This is a genomic window from Halomonas icarae (genome assembly GCF_009901955.1).
Classification (GTDB): domain Bacteria; phylum Pseudomonadota; class Gammaproteobacteria; order Pseudomonadales; family Halomonadaceae; genus Halomonas; species Halomonas icarae.
The window spans coordinates 2365270-2378380 of sequence record NZ_WUTS01000001.1; the positions used below are offsets into that span (position 1 = coordinate 2365270).

Genomic DNA, 13111 nt, shown 5'->3' on the forward strand with positions numbered 1-13111 from the left:
CACCGGAACAAGCCTCTGGCGTGTGGAACAGGGAGGGAAGTCCCCGTTTCAGGTGGCGGCGATTCTACGCGAGACTGTCGACAATGTTAAGAGAAGCCCATGCTGGCGGGCCTTGCACTTTGGTCGGCGGGATGTGGGTTGTACTACAGGAGCCTCCCATTCTTGGGGCCTGACCCCAAAAGGGGAGGGCTCACAACGGCAGGTTGAGCTGGCGCCTCGCATCGGCCTCCACCAGCCGGGTGCCGACGCCCAGCAGACGCACCGGGCGTTGGCCGCGCCGCCAGGCCTGCTCCAGCAATCTGGCGTAGTTCTCGGGGGAGGGCGCCAGGCCACGGCTCTCCAGGGTGGTGAGGCTGAAGTCATCGAAGCGTACCTTGATGACGATGCCGGCAAGCGCCGGGTGGCCGTGGCGTGCCAGGCGCTCCTCCAGCTTCTCGCAGAGCGGCAGCAGTGCCTCCCGGCAGTGGGCGAGGTCGGGCAGGTCGCGGGCGAAGGTGGTCTCCACGCTGACCGACTTGCGCTCGCGCTCGGGCTTGACCGGGCGGTCATCGATGCCGCGGGCCAGCTCGAAGAGGCGCTTGCCGAACTTGCCGAACTCCTCCACCAGGCGCTCGATGGGCAGCTCTCGCAGCTCGGCGCAGGTGTCGATGCCCAGGGCGTCCAGGCGAGCGCCGGTGGCCGGGCCCACGCCGTGGAGTTTTTTTACCGGTAGCGCGCTGACGAACTCCTCGACTCGGTGTGGAGGGATGACCGTCAGGCCATCGGGCTTCTCCCAGTCGCTGGCGATCTTGGCCAGAAACTTGCTGGAGGCCGCGCCTACCGAGACGGTGATCCCGGTACGTCTCAGGCTCTCCTGCTTGATCCACTGCGCCATCCAGGTGGCGCTGCCCGAGAAACGCTCCACGCCGGTGACATCGAGAAACGCCTCGTCCAGCGAGAGCGGTTCCACCAGGGGGGTCAGCTCATGGAAGATCGCCTGGATCTGGCGAGAGACCTCGCGGTACTTGTCGAAGTCGCCGCGCAGCAGGGTGAGGTGAGGGCAGAGGCGTAGTGCGCGGGCCGTGGGCATCGCCGAATGGATGCCGAAGGCCCGCGCCGGGTAGTTGCAGGTCGCGATGACCCCGCGCCGATCGACACTCCCGCCGATGGCCAGCGGAATGTCGCGTAACGCAGGGTTGTCGCGCATCTCCACCGCCGCATAGAAGCAGTCGCAGTCGGCGTGGAGGATCTTGCGCTCAGGAGAGGGCTTGACCGTTGCCGCCACGGATCACGCCAACGCCGATGCCTTCGATCTCCAGTGGATCGTGCCGCAGGTCGACCTCGATGGGGGCGAAATCGGCATTTTCCGCCACCAGGGTCACCTGGTGACCCTTGCGCTGGAAACGCTTCACGGTGACCTCATCCTCCAGTCGTGCCACCACGATCTGACCATTGCGCACTCGATCGGTGCGGTGCACCGCCAGCAGGTCGCCCTCGAGGATGCCGATCTCCTTCATCGACAGGCCGCGGACTCGCAGCAGGTAGTCGGCCCGGGGCGTGAAATACTCCGGGGGCAGCGGGCAGTAGCGATCGATATGTTCGGCGGCCAGGATCGGGCTGCCCGCCGCCACCTCACCGATGATCGGCAGCTGCCGCGCCGGGGCCTCCTCGGTCTCGGCCTCCGCTTCCTGGGCGGGCAGTCGAATCCCCCGTGAGGTGCCGGAGATCATGCGGATGGCGCCCTTGCGCTCGAGGGCGCGCAGATGCTCCTCGGCCGCATTGGGCGAGCGATACCCCATCGCCCGGGAGATCTCCGCCCGGGTCGGTGGGTACCCGAGTTCCTGCATGGTCTTGACGATAAAGTCGTAGACGTTCTGTTGGCGCTGGGTCAGCGGACGAGCCATGGGAACCTCCTGTGCGAATGGCGCAAGCGTATTGATCAAGTATACAGCATGTCGTTCCTTACAGTAATTGGGATGTTCCAGCGTGGAAACATCGGAAAGGGGCTCGATCTCAAGGTCGTTTTAAACGATGCGTTACCCGAGCGTTGAGCCCAAACTGCCCACTAGCGTAGAATTGCGCTAAGTTTCAAACAAATGTTTATAACTGGACGCTCCCAGCATGGCACAGAATGATACCGTCACCCGGATCCTCGACACCGCCGAGGTGCTGTTCGCCGAGCGTGGCTTCGCCGAGACATCGCTGCGCACCATTACCAGCAAGGCCAAGGTCAACCTGGCGGCGGTGAACTACCATTTCGGTTCCAAGAAGTCGTTGATCCAGGCGGTCTTCGCGCGTTATCTCGACCCCTTTACCGAACGCTTTCATCGTGCTCTGGATGAGCTCGAGGCGCACTATGCTGGCCAGCCCATTCCCCTGGAACGTCTGCTCGAGACCATGGCGGGCAGCGTGCTGGAGGTGCCGGCGGAGCGCAACAGCCTCAAGGTCTTCATGCGTCTGCTTGGGCTCGCCTACAGTCAGGCCCAGGGCCACCTGCGCCGCTATATCCAGGAGGAGTATGGCAGCGTCTTTACCCGCTTCACCGCGCTGATTCGCCAGGCGACGCCGGAGCTGCCCGATAGCGAACGCTTCTGGCGCCTGCACTTCATGCTCGGCTCGGTGATCTTTACCCTCTCGGGCCTGGATGCGCTGCGTGATATCGCCGAGAAGGACTATGGTGAGCATGTCACGGTACGCGATCTGGTACGTCGCCTGCGGCCGGTGGTGGTGGCCGCCATGCAGGCACCGTTACCGGACCACCTGTCGTCTGCCCCACAGGAGGCCTGATCATGTCCCAGACGCCCACTCCTCAGGTGCATATGTCTCAACCCGCCAGAGACCCTTTGGGTCCCGTCATGCTGGATCTGGAGGGCACGCGGCTGACGGCCGATGAGGCCGACCTGCTGTGCCGTCCGGAGGTAGGGGGCGTGATCCTGTTCGCGCGCAATGTCGATTCGGCCACTCAGGTGCGCAAGCTGTGTGACTCGATTCGTCAACTGCGGCCCACTCTGTTGATCGGCATCGATCAGGAGGGGGGGCGTGTCCAGCGCATTCGCGAGGGCGTGACGCGGCTGCCCACCATGCGCCGCCTCGGGCGTGACATGGATAGCCGCCCCGACGAGACCCGGCGGCTGTGTCAGGACACCGGCTGGCTGCTGGGCATGGAGATGGCCGCCTGCGGTCTCGATCTCACCTTCGCCCCGGTACTCGATGTCGATGGTGGCACCTCCACGGTGATCGGCGACCGCAGCCTCTCCTCCTCTCCCGAGGTCGTGACGACGCTGGCCGGTGCCTTGATCGATGGCCTCCACGAGGCCGGCATGGTGGCGGTGGGCAAGCACTTTCCGGGGCATGGCGGGGTGTCGGCCGACTCTCATCACGAGCTGCCGGTCGATGGTCGCCCCCTCGAGGCCCTGCGCGCCCATGATCTGGTGCCTTTCGAGCGGCTGGCCGCGCGGCTCGACGCCGTGATGCCGGCCCATGTCGTCTATTCCGACTTCGATAGCCGCCCCGCAGGCTTTTCCCCGGCCTGGCTAGGCATGCTGCGGGAGAGCCTGGGGTTCCGGGGGGTGATCTTCTCCGACGATCTGAGCATGGCCGGTGCCGCCTCGGCGGGGACGCCCGCCGAGCGTGCCCAGGCGGCACTCTCTGCCGGCTGTGACATGCTGCTGGTCTGCAATGATCGTCAGGCGGCCCTGGAGGTGCTCGATGCCTGTCGCGATCACCGCACCACGCCACGCCTGTCGAAGCTACGCTTCGGCCGCGCGCGGCCGTCCCTGGAGAGCCTCTCCGCGCTGTCGCGCTGGCGCCGCCTGCATGCCCACCTCGAGGCCATGGGGTAATCCCAACTTTAATTCCATACGAGATCCTTTCGATGTCCAGACTCGACCCCGAGACCCATCAGTCGTTGACCGATATGCGCGAACTGATGGCCAACGCCGACTGCCTGATCAGCCAGGAGGAGGTCGAACGCGCCCTCGACCGCATGGCAGAGGAGATCACCCGCGACCTGGGTGACAAGCTGCCGGTCTTCTACTGCGTCATGAATGGGGGGTTGATCACCACCGGCCACCTGCTGACTCGCCTCGGCTTCCCGCTGGAGGTGGATTACCTGCATGCCACCCGCTACCGCGGCAGGACGCGGGGAGGGGAGCTGTTCTGGCGCGTATCGCCGGAGATCCCCATGGCGGGACGCCATGTGGTAATCGTTGACGATATCCTCGATGAGGGCGCGACCCTGGCCGCCATTCTCGACTACTGCCGCGAGGCGGGGGCGGCCAGCGTCACCACCGCCGTGCTGGTCGACAAGCAGCACGACCGCAAGGCGGTTCCCGGCCTCAAGGCCGACTACTGCAGCCTGGAGGTCGCCGACCGCTATGTGTACGGCTTCGGCATGGATATCAAGGGTTACTGGCGCAACGCCCCGGGAATCTTCGCACCCAAAGGACTATAAGCAGTGCTAACTGCTGGTGGGAGGCCGGCTTTGCCGGGCGAAGGCGCCGCCAGGCGGCCCGGAGGGGTTGCTCAGCTCCTTGGCATTGCCAGGGAGGCCTTCGGCCTTCATTCGCCCGGGGGAACCGGCCTTCCACCATACCCAGCCTTCCTGCCATAGTTTTTCGGCCTCCCAGCGGGTGGCGGTGCATAGAATCAGAAACCCCGCCGGCCCTTGAGGCCTGCGGGGTTTCTCTTTCTAGTTTCTACCTTTCGCTTGGCTGCCTGGCTGCCTGGCTGCTTGGCCCCTACTTCAAGCCAAGCTCATGCACGGCTTCCTCGCGCATCTTGAACTTCTGGATCTTGCCGGTGACGGTCATCGGGAACTCGTCGACGAACTTCACATAGCGCGGCACCTTGTAGTGGGCGATCTTGCCCTTGCAGAACGCCTTGAGCGCCTCCTCGGTCAGCGCCTGGCCCTCGGTCAGCTTGATCCAGGCCATCACCTCCTCGCCATACTTCTCGTCCGGGACGCCGATCACCTGCACATCCGAGACGGCGGGGTGGGTGTAGAGGAAGTCCTCGATCTCGCGCGGATAGATGTTCTCGCCGCCGCGGATGATCATGTCCTTGATGCGTCCGACGATCGCCACATACCCCTCGTCATCCATGGTGGCGAGGTCGCCGGTGTGCATCCAGCCCGCCGCATCGATGGCCTTGTCGGTGGCTTCCTGGTTGTTCCAGTAGCCGAGCATCACGCTGTAGCCGCGGGTGCAGAGTTCACCGGTCTCGCCACGCGCCACCACGGCGCCGGTCTCGGGGCTGACCAGCTTGACCTCCAGGTGGGGGTGAATCGTGCCCACGGTGGTCACGCGCTTCTCCAGCGGGGCGTCGGTCTCGGTCTGGAAGCTCACCGGGCTGGTCTCGGTCATGCCGTAGCAGATGGTGACATCCTGCATGTTCATGCGATCGATCACCTTGCGCATCACCTCGATGGGGCAGATCGAGCCCGCCATGATGCCGGTACGCAGATGCGAGAGATCGAAGCTCTCGAAATCCGGGTGCTCCAGCTCGGCGATGAACATGGTCGGCACGCCATAGAGGGTGGTCGCCTTCTCCTCGGAGACCGCACGCAGGGTCTGCTCGGGATCGAAGCCATCCCCCGGATAGATCATGGTGGCACCATGGGTCATGCAGCCCAGGTTGCCCATCACCATGCCGAAGCAGTGGTAGAGCGGTACCGGGATCACCATGCGGTCCTTCTCGGTCAGCGCCATGGTGCGCGCCACGAAGAAACCGTTGTTGAGGATATTGTGGTGGGAGAGGGTGGCACCCTTCGGCGCGCCGGTGGTGCCGGAGGTGTACTGAATATTGATCGGATCATCGAACTGCAGGCTGGCCTGCACCTCGGCGAGGTGCTCGGCAGAGACCTCGTCGGCGTGAGCCAGCATCGACTGCCAGCTGAACATGCCGGTCAGGGCGCGATCGCCATCCAGGCAGATGACGCGCTTGAGCTCCGGAAGCCTGGCGCTCTTGAAGGTGCTCGGTCCGCCGTCGCGCAGCTCTTTCTGGAGCCCCGGGGCCGGCTCTTCGTTGAGTTCCGGGGCCAGCTCGGCCAGCATCGCGACGTAGTCGGAGCTCTTGAACGTCCCCTGCAGAATCAGCGTCGAGGCGCCGGACTGCTTGAGGGCGTACTCCAGCTCGTGGGTGCGGTAGCTGGGGTTGATATTGACCAGGATGGCACCGATCTTGGCCGTGGCGAACTGGGTAATGGTCCACTCGGCACAGTTCGGCGACCAGATGCCCACCCGCTCGCCTTTCTGCACGCCGATGGCGAGCAGGGCGCGGGCGGCCTGGTCGACGGTGGCCTGCAGCTCCTTCCAGGTATAGCGCAGCCCCTGGTGACGGCTGATCAGGGCGTCACCGTCGGGGAAGCGTGCGACGGTCTCGTCGAAGCAGTCACCGATGGTCTGGCCCTTGAGCGGGGTATCACTGGTGCCGCTGACATAGCTGATCGAGTTGATTTGACGTGTCATGAGCGTGTCTCGCGCTTGTTGCTGAATATTGTTGCTGAAATTGTTGGGCGGTTGGACAGCACTGCGTGGGGGCTGGCACGGATGCGTCAGTCGCTATCGCCGAGGCTCGCCAGCACATCCCGGGCGCGGCGCTCGACGTCGTCGAGCTCGAGCTGCATCAGCCGAATATCCTCCAGCTGGCGCTCCAGGTTGCTGCGCTTGTCGGCCAGGATCTCGATAAGGCGTCGCAGCTGGCGCCGATTTCCGTCGGGCATGGCGTCGTACATCATGACCACCTCACGGATCTCGGCCAGCGAGAAGCCCAGGCGCTTGCCGCGCAGGGTGAGCTTCAGGCGTACGCGGTCCTTCTCGTCATAGATGCGAGTCTGGCCGCGACGCTCCGGAGCCAGCAGCCCCTCCTGCTCATAGAAGCGGATGGTACGCGTGGTGACCTCGAACATCTTGGCCAGCTCGCCGATGCTGTAGGTACGTCGCTGGCGGGGCAGCGGGCCGTCCTGGGCGGTGGCGGGAGCCGAAGTGGAGGGTGGTTGAGTCATGAGTGTCTTCCGTTTGTTATTGGCAAGCGGAGCGTGGCTCGCCCGCCTTCAGGCAACACTAGCCGAGGTTTACGTTAACGTAAAGGTCTTGTTAGACCATGGGTTGATATGGGATAAACCAAGCAAGTGCTAGGTTGGTGCGACTGTCCAGTAGCGCCAGGCATCACGGCCGTGAAGCGCCACTACACTGTCCATAACACTGCTCTTAACACTGCTCTTAACACTGCTCTTAACACTGTTCTTGACACGGCCCATAACAACCAGACGACGAGGAACCTTCCATGGACTTCTCCTTGACCGACGACCAGAAGGCACTGGCCCAGGCCGCGGCGGACTTCGCCCGCGCCGAGCTCGCCGACCATGCCGCCGAGTGGGACGCCAACGCTCACTTCCCGGTTGACGTGATTCGCCGGGCGGGAGAGGCCGGCTTCCTGGGCATCTATACCCCCGAGGAGCACGGCGGCCTGGGGCTCTCGCGACTGGAGGCCTCGCTGATCTTCGAGCAGCTCGCCCAGGGCTGTGTGGCCACCACCGCCTATCTCACCATCCACAATATGGTGACCTGGATGATCGCCAGCTGGGGCGATGATGCCCTGCGCGAGGCCTGGGTGCCCGCCATGGTAGCCGGCGAGGCGCTGGGTTCCTACTGCCTCACCGAGCCCGGTGCCGGTTCGGATGCCGCCAGCCTGCGCACCAAGGCCGTGCGCGAGGGCGACGAATATGTGCTGAGTGGCTCTAAGATGTTTATCTCGGGTGCCGGTGCCACCGAGGTGCTGGTGGTGATGGCGCGCACCGGGGCGCCGGACAGCGGTGCCGGAGGCGTCTCGGCGATCGTGGTGCCTGCCGATGCCGCCGGTATCGAGTATGGCAAGAACGAGGAGAAGATGGGCTGGAAGAGTCAACCGACTCGCCTGGTCAGCTTCGACGGCGTGCGGGTGCCGGTCACCAATCGCCTGGGCGAGGAGGGCGAGGGCTTCAAGTTCGCCATGAAGGGACTCGACGGCGGCCGCCTCAATATCGCCAGCTGCTCCCTGGGCGCCGCCCAGCAGGCGCTGACCCTCTCTCGCGACTACCTGGCCGAGCGCAAGCAGTTCGGGCGCGAGCTCAACCAGTTCCAGGCGCTGCAGTTCAAGCTTGCCGATATGGCCAGCGAGCTCACCGCCGCGCGCCTGATGGTGCGTCACGCCGCCTGGCGCCTGGACAATGGTGACCCCGAGGCCACCGCCCACTGTGCCATGGCCAAGCGCTTCGCCACCGACATGGGCTTCACTGTCTGCAACGAGGCCCTGCAGCTGCATGGCGGTTATGGTTATATCCGCGAGTACCCCCTGGAGCGGCTGGTGCGCGATACCCGTGTTCATCAGATTCTCGAGGGGACCAACGAGATCATGCGTCTGATCGTCGCGCGGCGCCTGCTCGCCGACGGCGTGATCGAATCGCTTCAATAACTCGCTTGAACAAACCATCTTGTCTGAATCGGGCAGCTCGCCTGAATCCAGTAACTCGCCTGAAAAAAGCCATAAGGAGACCAGGATGTCGGATCTACCCGTGCTCTTCGACGAGCGGCCCACCGCCGACGGTGGGCGCATCGGCGTCGCCACCCTCAACGCCCCGCGCTCGCTCAACTCGCTGTCACTCGAGATGGCGCGCCAGCTCGATGCCAAGCTCGAGGCCTGGGCGGTGGACCGCAATATCGTCGCGGTATGGATCGAGGGCAGCGGCGACAAGGCCTTCTGCGCCGGTGGCGACGTGGTCGCACTCTACCGGGCCCTGAACGAAGAGGATGAGAACCGCGGGTCGGGTCGCGACAGCGAGCTGCCGGCGACCTACTTCACCCTGGAGTACCGTCTCGACTACCGCATCCACACCTTTCCCAAGCCGGTAATGGTGTGGGCGGATGGCATCGTCATGGGCGGTGGCCTGGGGCTGACGGCCGGGGCGTCCCATCGTCTCGTCACCGAGACCACCCTGATCGCCATGCCCGAGATCACCATCGGGCTCTATCCGGATATCGGCGCCAGCTGGTTCCTAAACCGCATGCCGCTGGGCGTGGGCGCCTACCTGGGCCTGACCGGCGCCCAGCTCAACGCTCGGGATGCCCTGGACCTCGGCCTGGGAGATCACTTTATCCCTCGTGAGTGTCGCGCGGCGCTGCTCGAGGCACTGGGCGAGGCCGACTTTGGCGATCGCAGCGCCAAGACACGGCGTGCCACTGTCCAGGCCGTGATCGACCGCTTCGAGGCGCGTGAACAGGCGCCGGCAGGGCAGGTAGCACCACACCAGGACACCATTCAGGCGCTGGTCGGCAACGTCGATGTCGAGACCGCCGTGTCCCGCATTCTGGCCGATGACAGCGACGACAAGTGGCTCGCCGCCAACCGCAAGCGCCTGGCCGCCGGCTGCCCGATCAGTGCCCACCTGGTGTGGCGCATGCTCGAGCGCCACGCCCACACCAGCCTCGCCGACGCCTTCCGCGACGAGCTGGTGCTCTCGGTGCAGTGCGGCCGCCTCGGCGACTTCGTCGAAGGCGTACGCGCGCTGCTGATCGACAAGGACAAGAATCCCCAGTGGACCTACCGCGACGTCGCCAGCGTCCCCGTGACCTTTATCGACGCCATGTTCGAATCCCCATGGACCAGCGAGGAGCACCCACTGCGCGACCTGGGCCATGGCCAGCGGGTGGGGTAACGAATTGATGTCGTATCGCCGCACGCGGTGCCAATAGGCGAAATCGATCCGCCGCAGCGGCTCCGCATCGCAAATGACGCCGTAGGCGCCCCGGTGGTATTGCCAAACCATGTGCTGGCCTCACTTGTGGGAGGCCGGCTCTGCCGGGCGAATGGCGCCGTAGGCGCCCCGGTGGTGTTGCCAAACCATGGGTTGGCCTCACTTGTGGGAGGCCGGCTCTGCCGGGCGACTGGCGCCGTAGGCGCCCCGGTGGTGTTGCCAAACCATGTGCTGGCCTCACTTGTGGGAGGCCGGCTCTGCCGGGCGAATGGCGCCGTCAGGCGCCCTGATTGACCAAATTTCAAACAAGGAGAAAGACATGAATATCGCCTTTATCGGCCTCGGCAACATGGGGTCCCCCATGGCCAGCAACCTGGTCAAGGCCGGCCATGACGTTACCGTCTTCGACCTTGTCGAGAGCGCCATGCAGGCGCTGGAGAGCGAGGGTGCCAAGCGCGCCGAGTCCGCCGAGGCCGCCGCGAAGGGCGCCGAGGTGATCATCTCCATGCTGCCCGCCGGCGTTCACGTCAAGAGCCTCTACCTGGGGCGTGACGGTGGCCCTGGGCTGCTGGAAAGCCTGGAGAGCAAGCCGCTGATCATCGACGCCTCCACCATCTCGCCGGAGGATGCCCGCGAGGTGGCCGCCGCCGCCAAGGAGCGCGGCGTGACCTGGCTCGACGCACCCGTCTCCGGCGGCGTAGGCGGTGCCAAGGCGGGTGCCCTGACCTTTATCGTCGGCGGTAGCGCCGAAGGCTTCGAGCAGGCCAGGCCGGTGCTCGAGGCCATGGGCAAGAATATCTTCCACGCCGGCGAGAACGGTGCCGGCCAGGTCGCCAAGATCTGCAACAACATGCTGCTGGGTATCCTGATGAGTGGCACGGCCGAGGCCCTGGCGCTGGGGGTCAAGAACGGCATGGACCCGGCCGTGCTCTCCGAGATCATGAAGCAGAGCAGTGGCGGCAACTGGGCGCTCAACGTCTACAACCCCTGGCCCGGCGTCATGGAAGGCTCCGCCGCCAGCCGCGACTACCAGGGTGGCTTCCTCACCGACCTGATGGCCAAGGATCTCGGCCTCGCCTGGGAGCTGGCGCTGGGTTCCAAATCCACCGTGCCCATGGGCTCCCAGGCCCGCAACCTCTTCGCCCTGCACAGCGCCCAGGGCAGCGGCAGCCTCGACTTCTCCAGCATCCAGAAGCTCTATCGCGAAGGGGAGTAGGGCCACGCCGCTTTGTGCAAGGCCGGCTTGGGCACCTGGTGTGAGGCCGGCTGTGCCGGGCGAATGGGCCTCTCATTAAAACTGGCCGGCTCGGGTGCCTGGTGGGAGGCCGGCTGTGCCGGGCGAATGGAGGCCGAAGGCCTCCCCGGAGGGGCCAGCATGTTTCGCAACACCGCTGGGGCGCCTGACGGCGCCTTCGCCCGGGAAACCCGGCCTCCCACCACATAGCGGCAGGCTTCCTGCCATGCTCTGCCGCCCTTTCACCGTTGTAGCTGTATCCTGAGGGCCCAGCATCCCACCGCGCTCTTGAAGGAAGCCGGCGATCACCGACGGCCTTCTCGTGAAATTGCTGACACATCACTCCTCTTCCCGGGGCTAATCTATCTATTAGTTCCTGGGGAGAGAGGGTATTGAGTGCTATCACAGCCATGCCTTGCGAGGTGGGCGCCAGTCCATGGTTGGCCATTGTTACCTGGTAACGGCGGTAACAATGGGCCGACAGGCGAGGTTTATCGAATTCCAGAACGCCGCCCACGCCAGCTGCAGTTTCTATTCAGAATCGGTGCGTCGCCACGCTGACACCCTGGCCTTCGTCGTGATGCCTGACCATATTCACTGGCTCCTGCAGGTCGAGGGAAGCCTTTCGGAGGCGGTGAGAATCTACAAGGCCCTGGTGTCATGCCGTGTCGGCTCCAGGCTCTGGCAGGATGGCTTTCATGATCATGGGATCCGCCGTGAGGAAGATCTACGCAAGATTGCCCGTTACATCGTGGGTAATCCGCTGCGGGCGGGGTTAGTCGACAATATTCTGAATTATCCCTATTGGGATGCAGTCTGGCTTTGAGTGCGGCTAGTTTTTATCTTCCTGTAGAAAGCTGTCGTGAGCGGTAGGATGGGAGGCCGACTTGGCCGGGGAATGGGCCTCTCATTAAAACTGGCCGGCTCGGTAGCCTGGTGGGAGGCCGGCTGTGCCGGGCGAATGGAGGCCGAAGGCCTCCCCGGAGATGCCAGAATGTTTCGCAACACCGCTGGGGCGCCTGACGGCGCCTTCGCCCGGGAAACCCGGCCTCCCACCAGAAGCCATATGCCTTCTGCCATGGCTCACCGGCCTCCCATCACAAGCCGTAGGTCTCCTGCCACCAAGATCTACTTGGCTGGTGGTTGGGGCTGCTCTTGCTAATGGCCGGCTCGGGTGCCTGGTGGGAGGCCGGCTGTGCCGGGCGAATGGAGGCCGAAGGCCTCCCCAGAGGGGCCAGAGTGTTTCGCAACACCGCTGGGGCGCCTGACGGCGCCTTCGCCCGGGAAACCCGGCCTCCCATCACATAGACCCTAGCCTCTTGCCATGGCTCACCTGCCTCCCACCACATAGTTCCAAGTTTCCTGCCATGGCCCACTTGCCTCCCGCCTCAAGCCACCTGCTAACTGCCACCAAGGTCTAACGCCCTCCTATCCGAGGGCGCTTCGCGCTACCATGGCGTTCTAACGTTATCTTCACCCGGTGAGACGCGAACCGATCATGTCCGAGACCCTGTCCGAGCCCGGCGCCGTCAAGAGCGATGCCGAGGCGTTGCTGTCCGATGAGTTGCTGGCGTTCCTTGGCTGCCGTACCCCCGATGCCTGGGTGGCGTGGGCGCTGGAGAACCCCGAGCTACTGCTGATCGACCACGCCCAGTGCGAGAAGAAGGCGGCCTCTACCGCCATGAGCCTGCTCTACCGCTATGTGGATCAGCCGCTGCTGCTGACCAAGATGAGCCAGCTGGCCCGCGAGGAGCTGCTGCACTTCGAGCAGGTGGTCAAGCTGATGGAGGCCCGGGGCATCGTCTATCGTCATCTCACAGCCTCGCGCTATGCCGAGGGGCTGCGTCGCCATGTGCGTGCCAATGACCCCGAGCGGTTGGTCGATATCCTGATCATCGGCGCCCTGATCGAGGCGCGCAGCTGCGAGCGCTTCGCGCGGCTGATTCCTCACCTGGATAAGGAACTTGCCAAGTTCTATCGCACTCTGGTTAAGTCAGAGGGGCGCCACTACGAGGACTACCTGATGCTGGCACGGCATCTCAGTGACGCTCCTGTGGAGTCACGCATTGCCTTCTTCGCCGCGCGCGAAGCTGAGCTGATACAAGAGCCGGATACGGCCTTTCGTTTTCACAGCGGTGTGCCGGCCTGATCCCGGCTAGCCGTCAAGG

At 64.6% G+C, this 13111-nt stretch carries 12 protein-coding genes; 8 read left to right on the forward strand and 4 right to left on the reverse strand.

Annotation, left to right across the window (positions count from 1 at the left end; translation table 11 throughout):
- Positions 1–190: 190 nt before the first annotated feature.
- Together dinB and lexA are read right to left on the reverse strand one after the other, a co-directional pair.
- Positions 191–1264, reverse strand: a complete 1074-nt coding sequence (gene dinB, locus GRB80_RS10695; protein ID WP_132043920.1) for a DNA polymerase IV — start codon at positions 1262–1264, stop codon at positions 191–193.
- The gene (gene lexA, locus GRB80_RS10700) at positions 1236–1883 is read right to left on the reverse strand and encodes a transcriptional repressor LexA (protein ID WP_161423570.1); all 648 of its coding nucleotides are present in this window, start codon (positions 1881–1883) and stop codon (positions 1236–1238) included. Before lexA ends, dinB begins: the two co-directional genes overlap by 29 nt.
- Before the next feature lie 217 nt (positions 1884–2100).
- Between lexA and GRB80_RS10705 the strand changes: the two genes are divergently transcribed.
- From GRB80_RS10705 to GRB80_RS10715, 3 genes are read left to right on the forward strand one after another with little or no spacing between them, the layout of a single operon-like run.
- Complete coding sequence (locus tag GRB80_RS10705; RefSeq protein ID WP_132043916.1) at positions 2101–2766, forward strand: TetR/AcrR family transcriptional regulator; 666 nt, start codon at positions 2101–2103, stop codon at positions 2764–2766.
- A gap of 2 nt (positions 2767–2768) precedes the next feature.
- Positions 2769–3821, forward strand: a complete 1053-nt coding sequence (gene nagZ / locus GRB80_RS10710) for a beta-N-acetylhexosaminidase (RefSeq protein WP_237561970.1) — start codon at positions 2769–2771, stop codon at positions 3819–3821.
- Between the two features lie 32 nt (positions 3822–3853).
- Positions 3854–4432, forward strand: coding sequence for a hypoxanthine-guanine phosphoribosyltransferase (locus tag GRB80_RS10715; RefSeq protein WP_161423571.1), 579 nt, complete (start codon positions 3854–3856; stop codon positions 4430–4432).
- A 286-nt stretch (positions 4433–4718) separates the two neighbouring features.
- Here the strand turns inward: GRB80_RS10715 and GRB80_RS10720 are convergent, their stop codons facing one another.
- Both GRB80_RS10720 and GRB80_RS10725 read right to left on the reverse strand, forming a co-directional pair.
- Positions 4719–6446 carry an AMP-binding protein gene (locus GRB80_RS10720; RefSeq protein ID WP_161423572.1) on the reverse strand — a complete coding sequence of 576 codons (1728 nt, stop codon included), beginning with the start codon at positions 6444–6446 and terminating at the stop codon, positions 4719–4721.
- An 86-nt stretch (positions 6447–6532) separates the two neighbouring features.
- A complete protein-coding gene (locus GRB80_RS10725) occupies positions 6533–6982 on the reverse strand; it encodes a MerR family transcriptional regulator (RefSeq protein WP_132043910.1) in 450 nt (149 codons plus the stop codon).
- A 281-nt stretch (positions 6983–7263) separates the two neighbouring features.
- On the opposite strand from GRB80_RS10725, the gene GRB80_RS10730 reads away from it, so the two are divergent.
- The 5 genes from GRB80_RS10730 (at position 7264) to GRB80_RS10750 (ending at position 13092) form a co-directional block, all read left to right on the forward strand.
- The gene (locus GRB80_RS10730) at positions 7264–8430 is read left to right on the forward strand and encodes an acyl-CoA dehydrogenase family protein (RefSeq protein ID WP_132043908.1); all 1167 of its coding nucleotides are present in this window, start codon (positions 7264–7266) and stop codon (positions 8428–8430) included.
- Positions 8431–8515: 85 nt separating this feature from the next.
- Positions 8516–9670 carry an enoyl-CoA hydratase/isomerase family protein gene (locus tag GRB80_RS10735; RefSeq protein ID WP_161423573.1) on the forward strand — a complete coding sequence of 385 codons (1155 nt, stop codon included), beginning with the start codon at positions 8516–8518 and terminating at the stop codon, positions 9668–9670.
- Positions 9671–10028: 358 nt separating this feature from the next.
- Entirely contained in the window at positions 10029–10925 is an 897-nt protein-coding gene (gene mmsB, locus GRB80_RS10740; protein WP_161423574.1) for a 3-hydroxyisobutyrate dehydrogenase, read from the forward strand.
- A gap of 454 nt (positions 10926–11379) precedes the next feature.
- Positions 11380–11769: an REP-associated tyrosine transposase gene (locus GRB80_RS10745; protein ID WP_161423575.1), complete on the forward strand. Its 390-nt coding sequence runs from the start codon at positions 11380–11382 to the stop codon at positions 11767–11769.
- Between the two features lie 672 nt (positions 11770–12441).
- Complete coding sequence (locus tag GRB80_RS10750) at positions 12442–13092, forward strand: MiaE family protein (RefSeq protein WP_132045484.1); 651 nt, start codon at positions 12442–12444, stop codon at positions 13090–13092.
- Positions 13093–13111: the final 19 nt, after the last annotated feature.